This window comes from Haloarcula ordinaria, from assembly GCF_029338275.1.
Lineage (GTDB): Archaea > Halobacteriota > Halobacteria > Halobacteriales > Haloarculaceae > Haloarcula > Haloarcula ordinaria.
The window spans coordinates 754,058-769,832 of record NZ_CP119789.1 but is presented as its reverse complement, the minus strand read 5'-3'; the positions used below and the strand labels follow the sequence as shown (position 1 = coordinate 769,832).

13 protein-coding genes are annotated in these 15,775 nt (G+C 67.2%); 9 read left to right on the top strand and 4 right to left on the bottom strand.

Going from position 1 to position 15,775, the window contains the following annotated elements; translation table 11 throughout:
* Nucleotides 1-130: 130 nt before the first annotated feature.
* The 3 genes from hemL (at nt 131) to prs (ending at nt 3,286) form a co-directional block, all read left to right on the top strand.
* Nucleotides 131-1,468, top strand: coding sequence for a glutamate-1-semialdehyde 2,1-aminomutase (gene hemL / locus P1L41_RS04050; RefSeq protein ID WP_276297588.1), 1,338 nt, complete (start codon nt 131-133; stop codon nt 1,466-1,468).
* Nucleotides 1,465-2,268 (top strand): HVO_0234 family beta-propeller protein, encoded by an 804-nt coding sequence (locus tag P1L41_RS04045; protein ID WP_276297587.1) that lies wholly within the window; start codon nt 1,465-1,467, stop codon nt 2,266-2,268. Before hemL ends, P1L41_RS04045 begins: the two co-directional genes overlap by 4 nt.
* Nucleotides 2,269-2,431: 163 nt before the next feature.
* Nucleotides 2,432-3,286, top strand: coding sequence for a ribose-phosphate diphosphokinase (gene prs / locus P1L41_RS04040; RefSeq protein ID WP_276297586.1), 855 nt, complete (start codon nt 2,432-2,434; stop codon nt 3,284-3,286).
* Here the strand turns inward: prs and P1L41_RS04035 are convergent, their stop codons facing one another.
* The 3 genes from P1L41_RS04035 to ileS all read right to left on the bottom strand — a co-directional run bounded on the left by P1L41_RS04035 (nt 3,287) and on the right by ileS (nt 8,545).
* The gene (locus P1L41_RS04035; protein WP_276298432.1) at nt 3,287-4,543 is read right to left on the bottom strand and encodes an MFS transporter; all 1,257 of its coding nucleotides are present in this window, start codon (nt 4,541-4,543) and stop codon (nt 3,287-3,289) included.
* Nucleotides 4,544-4,653: 110 nt separating this feature from the next.
* Entirely contained in the window at nt 4,654-5,088 is a 435-nt protein-coding gene (locus P1L41_RS04030) for an ester cyclase (RefSeq protein WP_276297585.1), read from the bottom strand.
* A gap of 205 nt (nt 5,089-5,293) precedes the next feature.
* On the bottom strand, nt 5,294-8,545 hold the full coding sequence (gene ileS, locus P1L41_RS04025) for an isoleucine--tRNA ligase (protein ID WP_276297584.1): 3,252 nt from the start codon (nt 8,543-8,545) through the stop codon (nt 5,294-5,296).
* A 200-nt stretch (nt 8,546-8,745) separates the two neighbouring features.
* Here ileS and P1L41_RS04020 point away from each other — a divergent pair, with 200 nt between their 5' ends.
* Together P1L41_RS04020 and P1L41_RS04015 are read left to right on the top strand one after the other, a co-directional pair.
* Nucleotides 8,746-11,391: a PAS domain S-box protein gene (locus P1L41_RS04020; RefSeq protein ID WP_276297583.1), complete on the top strand. Its 2,646-nt coding sequence runs from the start codon at nt 8,746-8,748 to the stop codon at nt 11,389-11,391.
* A gap of 47 nt (nt 11,392-11,438) precedes the next feature.
* Nucleotides 11,439-11,807 (top strand): DUF7344 domain-containing protein, encoded by a 369-nt coding sequence (locus P1L41_RS04015; protein WP_276297582.1) that lies wholly within the window; start codon nt 11,439-11,441, stop codon nt 11,805-11,807.
* Here the strand turns inward: P1L41_RS04015 and P1L41_RS04010 are convergent.
* Nucleotides 11,782-11,994, bottom strand: coding sequence for a DUF4177 domain-containing protein (locus P1L41_RS04010; protein ID WP_276297581.1), 213 nt, complete (start codon nt 11,992-11,994; stop codon nt 11,782-11,784). The two genes, P1L41_RS04015 and P1L41_RS04010, sit on opposite strands and share 26 nt — an antisense overlap.
* A gap of 106 nt (nt 11,995-12,100) precedes the next feature.
* On the opposite strand from P1L41_RS04010, the gene proC reads away from it, so the two are divergent.
* The 4 genes from proC to P1L41_RS03990 are packed head-to-tail and all read left to right on the top strand — an operon-like array spanning nt 12,101 to nt 15,648.
* Entirely contained in the window at nt 12,101-12,874 is a 774-nt protein-coding gene (proC, locus tag P1L41_RS04005; RefSeq protein ID WP_276297580.1) for a pyrroline-5-carboxylate reductase, read from the top strand.
* Nucleotides 12,867-13,700: a glutamate 5-kinase gene (proB, locus tag P1L41_RS04000; RefSeq protein WP_276297579.1), complete on the top strand. Its 834-nt coding sequence runs from the start codon at nt 12,867-12,869 to the stop codon at nt 13,698-13,700. Before proC ends, proB begins: the two co-directional genes overlap by 8 nt.
* Nucleotides 13,693-15,021, top strand: coding sequence for a glutamate-5-semialdehyde dehydrogenase (locus tag P1L41_RS03995; RefSeq protein ID WP_276297578.1), 1,329 nt, complete (start codon nt 13,693-13,695; stop codon nt 15,019-15,021). Before proB ends, P1L41_RS03995 begins: the two co-directional genes overlap by 8 nt.
* A 6-nt stretch (nt 15,022-15,027) precedes the next feature.
* Complete coding sequence (locus P1L41_RS03990; protein WP_276297577.1) at nt 15,028-15,648, top strand: uracil-DNA glycosylase; 621 nt, start codon at nt 15,028-15,030, stop codon at nt 15,646-15,648.
* The last annotated feature ends 127 nt before the right edge of the window (nt 15,649-15,775 follow it).

Sequence of the window (15,775 nt, the reverse complement as noted above, 5' to 3'; positions counted from 1 at the left end):
CGGGTGGGGGAGGTAACGCGACTGCAGGCGGTTTTTCGACCACTCTCAATTCGAGTAGCGGTGTGTCTATCGAACGGGAAGGGACGCGACGAACAACAGATTCTTTCTACGACCGACCGAAGCCCGTGGCATGAACCACGAGCAGTCGCGGACGCTGTACGACCGGGCGCTGTCGGTCATGCCGGGCGGGGTCAACTCCTCGGTGCGGGCGGTGCGCCCGTACCCCTTCTTCGTCCAGTCGGGCGACGGTGGCCACGTCGTCGACGCCGACGGGAACCGTTACCTCGACTTCGTGATGGGCTACGGCCCACTCTTGCTGGGCCACGACCTGCCCGAGCAGGTCCAGTCGGCCGTCCAGCAGCGAGCGGCCGAGGGACCGATGTACGGCGCGCCCACCGAAGTCGAGGTCGAGCTCGCCGAGTTCGTCACCCGCCACGTCCCCAGCGTGGAGATGATTCGCTTCGTCAACAGCGGGACCGAGGCGACGGTGTCGGCGGTCAGGCTCGCCCGAGGGTATACCGGGCGCGACAAGATCGTCGTGATGCAGGGCGGCTACCACGGCGCCCAGGAGTCGACGCTGGTCGAGGGCGAGCGCGACCACACCGCACCGTCGAGTCCGGGCATCCCGGAGAGTTTCGCGGAGCACACGCTGACGGTGCCGTTCAACGACCCCGAGGCCGCCCGCGAGGTGTTCGAGGAACACGGCGACGACATCGCCGCAGTCCTCACCGAACCAATCCTCGGGAACTACGGCATCGTCCACCCGGTCGAGGGGTACCACGACACGCTGCGCGAGCTCTGTGACGAGCACGGCTCGCTGCTCGTCTTCGACGAGGTCATCACCGGCTTCCGGGTCGGCGGCCTCCAGTGTGCCCAGGGGAAGTTCGATATCGACCCGGACATCACGACGTTCGGGAAGATCGTCGGCGGCGGGTTCCCGGTGGGTGCCATCGGCGGCAAGAGCGAGATCATCGAGCAGTTCACGCCCGCCGGCGACGTCTTCCAGTCGGGCACCTTCTCGGGCCACCCGGTGACGATGGCCGCCGGCCTCGAGACGCTGCGCTACGCCGCCGAGAACGACGTCTACGACCACGTGAACCGGCTGGGCGACCGCATCCGCTCGGGCCTGCAGGACCTCGTCGAGGACCGCGCCCCCGAGTACACCGTCGTCGGCACCGACTCGATGTTCAAACTCGTGTTCACGCGCGACGCCCCCGACTCCTTCGAGGGCCACTGTGAGGCAGGGTGTACCCAGCGCGAGTCCTGTTCCCGGTTCGACCACTGTCCGAAGACGGGCGGCGACATCACGCGGGCCGAGACCGAGCGCTGGGAGCGCCTGTTCTGGCCGGCGATGAAAGAGCAGGGCGTCTTCCTCACGGTCAACCAGTTCGAGTCCCAGTTCGTCTGTGACGCCCACACCGAGGCGGACATCGACGAGGCGCTGGAGGCGTACAAGCAGGCGATATGAGCGACGACGATATCGCCCTCTCCGAGAAGCGCATGTACGGGCAGAAACGCCCTGAGACCCACGCCTACGTCGCGTCGGGGCTGGGCGTGACCCGCGTCGAGACGGCCGGCGGGCAGGTGGGCCGGTTCAGTCTCGTAAAGCGCTGTACGGCCCGCGACGTCGCCGGGTCGAACGGCGAAATCGCGGTCGCCGCCGGCGACGACGTGCTGGTCTCGACCGACGAGGGGTTCGCACCCACGGAATTCGGCCCGGCGACCGCCGTGGGGTACGACAGCGACGGCCTGCTCGCCGCCGGCGAGGACGGCACCGTCGCCCGCTACGCCGCCGGGGAGTGGGCGACGCTCGGACAGGTCGCGGCCGTCCGGGCCATCGACGGCGACCTGCTCGGGGCCGAGGGCGGGGTCTACGGCCTCCCCTCGCTGGACCGGTTCGGCCTCGCGGACGTCACGGACGTGGCTCCCGACTACGCCGCGACGACCGCCGGGCTCTACGAGCGGGACGGGGACGAGTGGACCGAGGTCAGGTCGGGCCCCTACAGCGCGGTCGCCAGCGACGGCGAGCGCGTCCACGCCGCAGCCGACGACGGCCTGTTCGAGCTGGTCGACGGGGCGTGGGAACGCTGTCCGCTACCCGTCGACGAGCACGTGGTCGACGTCGTCCACGGCGCGGACGTCTACGCGGTCACGGAGGCCGGCACGTTCCTCGTCGAGACCGAGGCCGAGGCGACCGCCGACGGACGCGGTGGGTGGCGCCAGCGGTCGCTCGGCGTGCCCGACGTCGTCGGCGTCGCGGTGGCCTGACCGCGCGGTTCGGCCGGTGGCACGACCACGGCTTTTCGGCCCGTGACACACTCGACTGGGTGGGGCTTTCTGGCTGTCCACTCACTCCTCGACCGAACCGGTCGCTCCAGCGACGAACGCTAGAATCGAAAAGTGGTTTAGCCCGGCCGGAGACCCATCGCACATGATTATCCCCGGCGCGGAGACACAGGCGTTCGCGGCGGCGCTGGCCGACGCCACCGGCGAACGACTGGGACGGGTCGAGTACGAACAGTTCGCCGACGGCGAACACGTGGTCCGGGTGCCCGAAGCGGTCGAAGGGGAGCGAGCGGTCGTCGTCGCCTCCACGGTGAGCAGCGACGCGCTCGTCCAGGTGCTCCAGTTGCAGGACGCGGTGCGGGAGGTCGGCGCCAGCGAGGTCGTCACCGTCCTGCCGTACATGGGCTACGCGCGCCAGGACGAGGCGTTCCGCGCGGGCGAACCGGTCTCCTCACGGGCGATGGCCCGGGCCATCTCGTCGGGCACCGGCCGCGTGGTGACGGTCAACCCCCACGAACCGACCGTCTGCGACTTCTTCGACGTGCCTGCCACACACGTCGACGCCGCGAGCGTGCTGGCCGACCCGCTGCCCGAGACGCTCGGGGACCCACTCTTTCTCTCCCCGGACTCGGGCGCTATCGACCTGGCGGTCACGGTCAGAGACGCCTACGGCGAGGGCGAGACGGACTACTTCGAGAAGGACCGGGACTACGATACCGGCGACATCGAGATTCGCCCGAGCGACGCGCCGGTCGAGGGCCGGGACGTGGTGCTGGTCGACGACATCATCGCCACCGGGTCGACGATGAGCGAGTCCGTCGCCGTGTTGAACGAACGGGACGCTCAGCACGTCTACGTCACCTGCGTGCACCCGATGCTCGCGAGCAACGCGCTGACGAAACTCTCGGCGGCGGGCGTCGAGGCCGTCTACGGCACTGACACGCTCGAACGGGCCGCAAGCGCGGTCAGTGCTGCGCCCGTCGTCGCCGAGCAGCTGTAGTCACCACTGTGCGAGGCCGGCCCGGCCGTGCTGGTAGGTCAGGATGCCCAGGAAGACGATGACGCCGCTGAACGCCGCCGCCGCGCCGAGGTAGAACACCCACTCCATCCCGACGTTGGTCGTGAGCCAGCCGCCGGCCAGCGGCGCGAGGACCGACCCCGGCCGCCAGACCAGCGCCCGGACGCCGAAACTGGAGGTGACGCCCGTCCCGGTGCCCTCGTCCGCGAACAGCGCCATGCTCGCCGGTTCGCGGAGGGAGTCGGCGACACCGAGCAAAGCGTTGAGCGCCACCAGGGGCAGGAACGCCGCGGTGAGCGTCCCGAGGAAGGGGAACGTCGCTGGCAGGGACAGCGCCGTCCCGATGGCGGGCGTGAGGGGGACGACCAGCGCCACCAGCCCGTAACAGAGGCCGCCGGCGAAGACGAACCGCGCGCGCCCGAAGCGGTCCGAGAGGCCGCCCATGTAGGGCTGGGCGAGCATGTTGGTGAACTTCTCGGCGGCCAGGACGATGGCGACGGCCGTCGCGCCGTTGATCGCGGCGTTGAACCCGAGGCCACCACGGGCGGCGGCGACGCCGGCGAAGATGGGGACCCAGGTCCTGACGAGCACCACCGCGACGGCGTACTGGGCGCGGAAGCTCGTGATGGTGAGGATACGGCGGTTCATCGCCAGGTCGGCGAAAGCAAAGCCCTCGCTCGTCGTCTCGTCGGGCTCGACCCAGCGCCAGACGGCCAGGAAGGCGATGCCGGTGATACACATCAGCAGGCCGAAGACGGCGTCGAAGCCGAACTGGTCGTACAGCAGGCCCGCGGAGAGCGACCCGCCGATGGCCGCCGCGAACCGCCAGGCGTTCGACGTGCCGATAGTGGTGCCCCGCTCGCTCTCGCGGGCCAGCTGGCCCACCAGCGCCAGGCTGAGCAGGCTGGCGACGGTGACGGCGACGCCCTGGAGGCCGCGGACGAAGACGAACCCCCAGCTCGAATCGACCAGCGGGAAGAGCCCGTAGACGGCGGTCGCGAGCCCCAGTCCACCGAGCAAGAGCAGTCGCTTGTCGAAGCGGTCGCCGAGGTATGAGACGGGGACGACGGCGCCGGTCTGAGCCAGCGTCAGCCCGGTGGCGAACATGCCCAGGACGAATCCCTGCGGGTCGAGCAGGTCGATGTACGTCGGCAGGAGCGTCAGCAGCGTCACGAGGCCGAAAGCGTTGGCGAACCGGGTGAGATACAGGGCGTAGAGTTCGCGGGAGGTGCTCACTATCTCGGGCGAAGAGTGACCCTCTCTAACCAGTTTCGACTCAGCGGTCGTGCAATCGGGGAGACCGAGCGTGCCGGTCTCCCGTCAGATGCTGTGAAAACGAGACCGTGGCGCTACCGCTCGGGGACGTCGACGGCGCCCACCTGCTGCATCATGCCGAGCATGTCCGGGAGCACCCAGCGCTCCGCGATCTTCCCGTCTTCGATGCGTGTGAACACCATGTTCCCGACTTCGAACGCCTCACCGGTCGGTTCGATGCCCATGAACTCCCCGGTGTGCGTTCCGCGAAGGGTCACACGCATGGCGACGGTGTCCCCTTCGGCGATGACGTCGTCGACGGTCGCCGAGAAGTCGTCGAACGCCGCTCTGATACCCTCCATCTGCTGTCTGAACGCCTCGCGGCCCTCCACCTCGCCGAGCGGGCTGTGGTCGGCGAAGTCCACCGTGCAGATGGTGTCGATGAGGTCGAGGTCGCCCGCCGTCGCGACGGCCTCGGGGATCTGTCGCGCGATTCGCTTGTTGTCTGTGCGTGGTTCTGCTGATGCCATTGGCTCCTCCTCTCGAGACGCTCCCTTCGACGTGTCGCACCACACAACGTGACAGCGTGAGGGAGCGCTTCGTCGGAGATACGCCGTGGTAAACGTTAACGATACTCACAGAGAACGTTCCGTTCACGGTACAGATAATTCCCGGAACTGCGCGACAAACGGGCTCTCGCTTCGCCGATTCCGCTCCGGGTCCTCGCGAACGGTGTCAATCGGACGCTTCAGCAGTGGTGACCGGTGCGATGGCGATGTCCATCTCGGTCTCTTCGACGTCCCAGGTCTTACGATGACCATCCTCGATGGTACGGAACTCGTCGGCGCGGACCTCCTCCTTGATGAGGTCCTCGTGAGCGCGAACGAGGTCGTCGACGCGTTCGTCCGAAACCTCGAGGTCGACGACGATGCGCGCCTCGATGTCCAGTTCGAGGTCTTTCCGCATCTCCTGGACGCGGCGGATGACCTCGCGAGCGTAGCCCTCGCTCTCGATGTCCTCGGTGAGCGCAGTGTCGACGTAGACGATGCCGCCACCGTCCAGCGCGCTGAACTCGGTACCGGTGACACCCTCGGGCGTCTCCCGGCGGAAGGTCATCATCTCCTCTGTGAGATCGACGGCCTCGCCCAGCGTCTCCTCGACGGAGCCCTCGAGGGTTTCGAGTGACGGCTCGTCGATTCGAGCCTCGTTGAACGCCTGCATGACGCGGCCGGCGTCGTCGCCGAACGCGGGACCGAGTTCGCTCATGTCGGCCTCGGCGGAGTAGTGGAGTTCCCCCCACGTCTCGTCGGGCCCGACGACCTCGACCGCGCGTGAATTCAGTCGGTCGCCGATGATCCCTTCCTGTGAACGAACCGCGTCGGCGACGGCCTCGCTGTCGACGTCGACGACGACGCGAGTGACCGGCCAGCGCAGTTTCCGCTCGGCCTGCTGGCGGGCGTTCGAGCCCGCTTCCTCGACCTCACGGACGACCTCGATCTCCTCCTCCAACTGCGGGTCGCGCAGGTCTTCGTCGGCCTCGGGCCAGTCGCACATGTGGACCGTCGGGTGACCCGCGTCGCCAGTGAGCGCGCTGTACACTTCTTCGGCGACGAACGGCGTGAACGGGGCGAAGAGGGCAGCCACTTCTTCGAGCACCCGGTAGAGCGTCGCGTAGGCGGCCTGCTTGGAGTCGCTGTCCTCCTCCTCCCACATCCGCTCGCGGACGACCTGGATGTAGAAGCGCGAGACGTCCTCGACGACGAAGTCCAGCAGCTCGCCGGCGGCCTTGTCGTTCTCGAAGTCGTCCATGTGCTCGGTCATGGCCGCCTCGACGCTCTGGAGTCGGGAGAGGACCCACTCGTCGGCGAGTTCGAGGTCGTCCTGGACGTCTTCCACAGTGGTCTCCTCGGGGTCGAAGTCGTCGGCCCGCATGTAGGGGAGCGGGAACCGCGCGACGTTCCAGAGGATGTTGAGCCGCCGTTGCATCTCCTGGGTCTCCTCCCAGGAGAAGTTCATATCCTGGCCCTGGGCGCTGACCGAGAGCAGGAAGAGGCGCATCGGGTCCCGGCCGTGCTTCTCGATGACCTCGTGGGGGTCCACGAGGATGCCCTTCGACTTGGACATCCCGCGGCCGTCTGGCATGTTGGCGTAGCCGTGCATCAGCACCTGCTTGTAGGGACTCTCGCCCATCGCCGCGGTGCTCATGCCGAGTTGCGACCAGAACCAGCCCCGCGTCTGGTCGTGGGCCTCCATGATGAGGTCGGCAGGCCACAGTTCCTCGAAGGCCTCGCTTTCCTGGGGGTAGTCGAGGGTGCCCCAGGTGGCCACGGAGGAGTCGAGCCAGACGTCGAAGACGTCGCCGACCCGCGAGTAGGTCGTCCCGTCCTCGGTTATCGTCAACTCGTCGACGGTCCCCTTGTGCAGGTCGACCGTCTCGGGGTCGATATCCTGGTCGGCGCGCTCGGCGAGCTCCTCGCGGTCGCCGACGACGATAGCGTCCTCCATGTCGCCGTCCCAGCCTCCGGCGGCGTCGCCGCCTCCGTTCGCGGACGAGTCCGCGCTACCCTCGGGAAGCCAGATGGGGATAGGGATGCCCCAGTAGCGCTGCCGGGAGACGTTCCAGTCAGGGGCGTCCTCGACGAAGTCCCGGAAGCGGTTGTCGCGGGCCCACTGCGGGTACCACTCGCTGTCCTCGATGTTCGCGAGCAGTTCCTCTTTGATGTCGGTGACCGTGATGAACCACTGGTCGGTGACGATGCGGACGATGCCCGTGTCACAGCGCCAGCAGTGGCCCTCGTTGACGGTGTAGCCCGACTCGCTGGCGAGCAAGTGGCCGTGGTCCTCTAAGTCCGCGATGACGTCGTCGTTGGCGTCCCGGACGAACGTGCCCTCGTAGGTGCCGCCTTCCTCGGTGTAGACGCCGTCGCTGCCGACCGGACAGAAGATCTCGAGGCCGAGTTCCTGGCCGCGCTCGAAGTCCTCCTCACCGTGGCCCGGTGCGGAGTGGACGAGCCCGGTCTGGTCCTCGGCGTCGACGTAGTCGGCGGTGTAGACCTGCAGTGAGCCTTCGCCACTGGCGTGGGCCGGAACCTCCTCGGCGAGTGGGTGGTCGTACTGCCACCCAGTCATCTCCTCGCCGGTGACCTCTTCGACGACCTCGTAGTCGTCGTAGCGCCCGGTCTTCAGGACCTCCTCGACGCGCGGTTCGGCGACGTAGAGGACCTCCTCCTCGCCGTCTTTCTGGGCGCGGACGCCCTGGTAGGTCACGTCGCCGTCGACGGCGACGAAGGTGTTGGCGGGGATGGTCCACGGCGTCGTGGTCCAGATGACCAGCGAACCCTCGCGCTCCGCGAGGGGGAACTTCACGTAGATAGACGGCTTGCCGACCTCGCTGCGCTCGACCTCGTTGTTGGCGATTGCGGTCTCACAGCGGGGACACTGATTGATAGAGCGCATCCCCTGTTCGACCAGCCCCCGCTCGTGGGCGCGCTGGAAGCCCCACCAGGCGGCCTCCATGTACTCCGGGTTCACCGTCTTGTAGGGGTCGTCCCAGTCCATCCAGACGCCGAAGTCCTGGAAGTCAGACTGGAGTCCCTCGAGTTGCTCCTCGGCGAAGTCCTTGCACTCGTCGATGAAGTTCTCCTCGCCGAACGCCTCGATGTCCTTCTTGTTCTCGAAGTCCAGGCGTTCCTCGACCTTGGTCTCGATGGGCAGGCCGTGCATGTCGTAGCCCGGCCGGTCGGTGACGTCGTAGCCCCGCATCCGAAGGTAGCGGATGTAGAGGTCCTTCAGCGTCTTGTTCCACGTCGTCCCCATGTGGGCGGCCCCGGACGTGTAGGGCGGCCCGTCGACGAAGAAGTACGTCTCCCCGTCCGCGCGGTGGGCTTTCGTCTGCTCGTAGGCGTCGACGTCGTCCCAGTACTCGAAGACCCGTTCCTCGACGCCCTCGGGGTCGTACTGGTCGTCGACCGCGGCGAACCGTTCCATACCCGGGGTAATCCGCGCCGGCAATAAAGGACAATCGGTTAGTCCTGCGAGCAGGCGGGCGGATCTCAGTCGTTTCAACACGACTATGCGTTCAGCAACGATTATGTCGTGTCGATTAGTCTATACTATTACTGAAATTATATGGGACCGAGTCGAACTGACCAGCGAACCCGGTGGATACGACCCCCCGGCGAGGGGCGATGACCCTCGACAGTGACGCCACGACGGGGTCGAGCCACACACCCGAGTGTGTACTGGTCAGCGACGGGGACGGGTCGGTCGTCTGGGCCTCGCCCGGGTCCGAACTCGTCTTCGGGATGCGACCGACCGCCTTCTCCGACGACGTGACCGTCCAGCAGATTCTGGGCCTGGCCGTCGACGAGACGGTCCCGGCCAGTGGGGAACCGGTGGAACACGACGTGCGTGTCTCGGGGGCCGACGGGACGGCCTACGACGTGTCGATCCGGGCGACGCCAATCGACCACGACGGCGGGTGGACCGTCTATCACTGTCGCCGGACCGACACCGATGCGGTGGAACTGCGGACGGTCCTCTCGCGGGTCTCCGACGGGTTCGTCTCGCTGAACACCGACTGGGAGTACACCTTCCTCAACGACGCCGCCGAGGAACTGCTCGGCCGGACCCGGGCGGAACTGCTCGGTGAGACGATCTGGGAGCAGTTTCCCTCGGCGGCGGCCTCGAAACTCAGAGACACCTTCGAACGGGCCATGGAAACCCAGGACCCGGTCAGCATCGAGTGGTACGGCATGGAGACCGAAGCGTGGTTCGAGGTCCGGGCGTACCCGTCGCCGACGGGCCTGTCCGTCTACTTCCAGGACGTGACCGAACGCGAGGAACGGGAGGCGGAACTCAACCGCGAACGGGACCTGAACGAGCGACTGCTCCAGGTGAGTCCGATCGGCATCGCCGTCCACACGCCCGACGGCGAGTTCGTCCGTGTGAACGAACGGGCCGGGGAGATCCTCGGCGTCGACCGGCAGGACCTCCTGGGCGAAGTCCTCGACGAGTCGATGTGGGACGCGACCGCCCCCGACGGGACCGAGTTCCCCGCCGAAGCCTTCCCGTTCAACGTCGTGGTCGAGACGGGCGACCAGGTTCTCGGGACCGAGATGTCGCTGGTCCGGGGCGACGGGACGCGGATCTGGCTCTCGGTCAGCGCCGCGCCACTGCTTGACGATGACGGCGAGATCGCCCGTGTCGTGGTCATCTTCGACGACGTCACCGAACAGAAACGGTCCGAACGGGATCTCCGCGAGAGCGAGCAACTCTTCCGGAGCGTCTTCGAGGGGACGCTCGACGCGCTCATCCTCGCCGACGACGAGGGCACGTACCACGAGGTCAACCGGGCGGCCTGTGAGCTGTTCGGCCGCGACCGGACGGAACTCGTGGGGACCAACGTCGCCGACATCGCGCCGCCGGGGTACGACGTCGAGGCCGCCTGGCAGGCGTTCCTCGAGCAGGGCGAACTCCGCGCCGAGTTCCCGGTCGTCAGGCCCGACGGCGAGACGCGCACCGCCGATTTCGTGGCGACGGCGAACGTCAGTCCAGGCCGCCACCTCTCGGCGCTCCGGGACGTCACCGAGCGAAAGGAGGCGAAGGCGCAACTCGAAGCCCAGCGGGACGAACTCGAACGGCTGAACCGCATCAACGAACTCATCCGGGATGTCAACCGGGTCGTCGTCGCCGCGACGGACCGGGCGACGATCGAGGAGGCTGTCTGTGACATCCTGGCCCAATCCGAGAGCTTCCCCATCGCCGCGACGACCCAGGTCGCTACGGACGGTTCGGTGAGCGTCGAAGCGGTCGCGGGCCTCTCGTCGTTGGAACTCGAACCGCTGTTCAACCTCGGCGACGAACGCATCGAGACGGCAATTCAGACCGCGGCCGACAGCGCAGCACCGACCGTCGTCACCGACGTCCCCGAAGGCGAGCCTCGCGACTCGTCGGTGGCCCAGCTCGCCGAACGCTACGGCGTCACGGCCGTCGCGAACATCCCCATCGAGTACGACGGCATCGTCCACGGCGTGCTGTCGGTCGCGGCCACCGACGAGGCGGCGTTCAGCGACCGGGAACTGGAGGTGTTCGGCGAACTCGGGCAGATCCTCGGGGCTGCTATCGACGCCATCCAGACGAAGAAGCTCCTCTACGCCGACTCCTTCCTCGAACTGGAACTGGCGGTCACTGCCGAGGACGCCCCGCTGATACTGGCCAACGAGCGCGTCGGCGGGACGTGGACGCTCGACGGCGTCGTCCCGGTCGACGACGGGCAGTACCTGCTCTACGTCGACGTGGGGACGACGGATCCCGCGGCCGTCGAGGATGCCGCCGACATCGACAGCATCGACGCGATACGCGTCCTCGGCGAAGGCACAACCCACCTCCTCGAAGTCCGGGTGAGTCGGGCCGCGCCGATCACGGCGCTACTCGACGCCGGGGGATTCGTGCGAGGTGCGACGTTCGAGAACGGCGTCGGCCGGTTCGTCGTCGACGTCACCCTCGACACCGACGTCCGGTCGTACCTCGACCGGGTCGGGCGGGCCGCCGTCGAGATCGACCTGCTCGCCAAGCGAGAGGTCGAGCGCGGGCCGACCGAGATACAGGACGGCCGCGACACCCTCACCGACCGCCAGCGCGCGGTCCTCGAGGCGGCGTTCCGCTCCGGGTACTTCGACTGGCCCCGGCGGAAGACGACGGGCGAGGAACTCGCCGACTCGCTTGGCATCTCCTCGTCGACGCTCCACCAGCACCTCCGTATCGCGACGGCGAAGCTCACCGAACAGTACTTTTCAACGGACGTGCCGCCGTCGGCGCGACGCGATACCTGAACCTTCCGGTAGCGAGTTGATGATAGTCGGCGCGCAACCTTTCGTGTATGAACGCACGCAAGCACCAGCCCCGGTCGTCACGGGGTGATGCGTGGGACATCCTCGGAAGCCGCCGTCGTCGTGTGGTCCTCGCTGTCGTCAGCGAGACGGACGGTGCAGTCGAACGGGCACAGCTTGCGCGGCGCGTCGCCGCACTCGAGGAGGGGACGCGGGCCGTCGAGGTCAATCACGACGTCGAGCGCGCCACGGAGATCAGACTCCACCACGTCGACCTGCCACGGCTTGCGGCTGCCGATCTCGTCCACTACGACCCGGACCTCGGGATCGTCGAGAACGACGAGTTACCGCTCGAGGGGGAGGAGTGGCTCGAGATGCCGGTCGTGGAAGCGCTCAGGACGTGGAACGGCTACCGATAGGTAGCGACGACGGCGACTCCGCCTCGCGCTTGCCGACGAGCGCGCTCGTCTGGCCGCGTTTCTCCGTAATCGGTGCGACGACCTCCCAGCCGTCGGCGCCCAGTTCGTTCAGCCGGTTCTCGGGGACGCTACTCGACCCGAGCATCCCCGTGTCGACCTCGAGGGCGCGGTACTCGAAGGAGGGCATACAGTCGCCGCTGTCGGCGTCGCCGGCGAAGATTCTTGGGGCGGCCCGCGCGAGCGCGAGATGAAAACACAGTTAGTCCTTGCATCTCGTGGGATGGACTAAGAACATGGTACGCACGAGCGTTATCGGCGCCGGGAACATGGGCAGTGCGCTTATCAGAGGGCTCTACAAGGCGGGCGGCCACACGGTCACCGCCATCGACCTGGACCCGGACGCGCTGGCCGCCGTCGCCGACTACTGCGAGGAGACGACCGACGACATCGCTCGGGCGGCCGAGGCGGACGTGGTGTTCGTCGCGGTCAAGCCCGACATCGTCGAGGCCGTGCTGGACGAACTCGACCTCTCGGCCGACCAGACGCTGGTCACTATCGCTGCCGGCGTCCCCACGGACTTCGTCGAGGAACGGACCGACGCCACCGTGGTCCGTATCATGCCGAACCTGGCCGCCGAGACCCGGGACATGGCGACCGCCGCGACGGGCGACGTGACCGACGAGGTCCGCGAGCTGCTCGACGACGTCGGCGAGTTCGCCGAGGTCGAGGAGGCACAGATGGACATCGCGACCGCCGTCAACGGGAGTGGGCCCGCCTTCGTCTTCTACTTCATCAAGGCCATGACCGAGGCGGGCATCGCCGGCGGCCTGGACCACGAGGAAGCCCAGTTACTGTCGGCACAGACGTTCAAGGGGGCCGCCGAGACCGTCGTGCAGGACGACCGGACCGCCGACGAGCTCATCGACGCGGTCTGCTCGCCCAACGGGACGACCATCGAGGGGATGGAAGTCCTCTGGGACAGCGACGCGGCCGATGCCCTGAAAGACGCCGTCGCCGCGGCCGAACGGCGCTCGGAGGAACTGGCGGCCGACTTCGACGATGACTGAGTCTGCCGACGCCGATGCGGTGTCGAACGCCCGGCGACTCGCCGCCGACGCCGAGCGCGTCATCGTCAAGGCCGGGACGAACTCGCTGACAGACGACGAGTCGAACCTGGACGACGAGAAGCTCGACAAGCTCGTCGACGACATCGAGGACCTGCTCTCCCGGGGCAAGGAGGTGCTGCTGGTCTCCTCGGGAGCCGTCGGGGCCGGTATCGGCCGGGTCGACCACCCGACGGGGACCCTCGAGGAGTCCCAGGCGCTCTCGACGGTGGGCCAGAGCCACCTGATGCACCGCTATACGGAGAGCTTCGCCCGCTACGACCGCAAGGTGGCCCAGATACTCATCACCGAACACGACCTGGACAACTCAGAGCGGTTCACCAACTTCCGCAACACGGTCGAGACGCTGCTGGAGTGGGGCATCGTCCCCATCATCAACGAGAACGACGCCGTCGCCACCGAGGAGCTACAGATCGGCGACAACGACATGATATCGGCCTCTATCGCCATCGGCGTCGAGGTGGACCTGCTCGTGACGCTGACCGACGTCGCCGGAGTCTACACCGACAACCCGAAGGAGAACCCCAACGCCGAGCAGATATCGGTCGTCGGCCGCAACTACGACGAGGTCGAGGACATCGTCTCCGAGAGCGCGGCGGCGACCTTCGGCGGCATCCGGACAAAAGTCAGCGGGGCGCGGGACGTCAGCGAACACGGCATCCCCGCGATCATCGCCGAGTCGACGGAGCCGGACGTCCTGCGGAAGGTCGCCGACGCGGAATCGGTGGGCACAATATTCGTCCCGATAAACGGTGAGACAGATGACTGAGACGACCGAACAGCAGGTCGAGGCCGCACAGGCTGCAGCCTTACGGCTCGCCAACGTCGACGCCGCCGAGCGCGACGCGGCGCTCGGGGCCATCGCCGACGCCATCCGCGAGAACAGCGAGGCCATCCTCGAAGCCAACGACGAGGACGTCGCGGCCGCCGAGGAGCTGCTCGCCGAGGGCGAGTACACGCAGGCGCTGGTCGACCGGCTCAAGCTCGACGAGGGGAAACTCGAGAGCATCGCCGAGATGGTCGAGTCCGTCGCCGAGCAGACCGACCCGCTGGGCGAGACGCTCGCCGCCCGCGAACTCGACGAGGACCTCGAACTGTACAAGGTCGCGGTCCCCATCGGCGTCGTCGGGACCATCTTCGAGTCCCGGCCCGACGCCCTGGTCCAGATCGCCGCCCTCGCGCTGAAGTCGGGTAACGCCGTCATCCTCAAGGGCGGCAGCGAGGCCAGCGAGTCCAACCGCGTGCTCTACGAGACCATCATGGAGGCCACCGGGGCTCTCCCCGACGGCTGGGCGACGCTCATCGAGGCTCACGAGGAAGTGGACCGCCTGCTGGAGATGGACGACAAGGTGGACCTGGTGATGCCGCGTGGCTCCTCGGAGTTCGTCTCCTACATCCAGGACAACACCCAGATTCCGGTGCTTGGTCACACGGAAGGGGTCTGTCACGTCTACGTCGACGACGAGGCCGACCTCGAGATGGCCGAGGACGTCGCCTTCGACGCGAAGGTGCAGTACCCAGCCGTCTGTAATGCCGTCGAGACGCTCCTCGTGAACGAGGCCGTCGCCGACGCGTTCCTCCCGGGCATGGTCGACCGGTACGAAGACGCCGGCGTGACCCTCCGTGGCGACGCCACCACCCGCGAGGTGGTCGACATCGACCCCGCGACCGACGAGGACTGGGCGACGGAGTACGGCGACCTGGAACTGTCCATCAAGGTCGTCTCGGACGTCTACGAGGCTGTCGAGCACGCCAACACCTTCGGCTCGAAGCACACCGAGTCCATCCTCACGGAGAACCCCGACCACGCCGAGACGTTCATGACCGGCATCGACGCCGCCAGCGTCTTCCACAACGCCTCGACGCGCTTCGCCGACGGCTACCGCTACGGGCTGGGTGCCGAGGTCGGCATCTCGACGGGCAAGATCCACGCCCGCGGCCCCGTCGGCCTCGAAGGCCTGACCACCTACAAGTACTACCTGGAGGGCGACGGCCAGCTCGTGGCCTCCTACGCCGGGGAGGACGCCCTGCCGTTCACGCACCAGGAGTTCGACGGCGAGTGGCACCCCGGCCACCTGGCCGACGAGTAGGGCTGGATGGAGGTTCCCGACCTCGACAGTCGCAACGCACTCGCCGACGACTGTCGTCGCTGTCCCGAACTTCACGAGAGCCGTCAGTGCATCTCCTGGGGGAACGGCCCGCTTTCCGCCGACGTGGTCGTAGTCGGCGAGGCCCCGGCTGAGGGCAACCCCGACGCCGACAAATGGCGGGGCGGCAACCTGACCGGGATGGCTTACACCTCCCGCCAGTCGGGCCGGAAGATTCGGCAGGTACTCGCCGACGCCGGGTTCGGGCCCAGCCGGGCCTACTACACGAACGCGGTGAAGTGCCATCCGCCGGAGAACCGGGACCCGACCGACGAGGAACTGACGAACTGCCGGCCCTACCTGGTCGAGGAGGTCGGGACCGTGGCACCGATGGCGGTGCTCACGACCGGGAAACACGCGACCAGGACGGTGCTCGCGCTGGACGACGAGTCGCTGGACGGCTTTCTCGACAGCGTGCTCGAACCACGCCGGAGCGAGGCGCTGGGCGTGCCTGTGGTGCCGCTGTTGCACCCGAGTTACCAGAAGGTCTGGCTGTCTCGTCTCGGCTATTCCTACGAGGGATACGTCAGAGCTATCATCGAGACAGTTACCGATAGAGCAGACGAGTAAGATCGGGTCACGAGAGTGAATATCGTTTCGTCACCAGAGTAGTGAAGAGACACTAAGCACTCAGAAAACTATTGAGGAGTGTATAAAAAGACGATAATGATAAATTTTTGAGATTCATCATTTGATT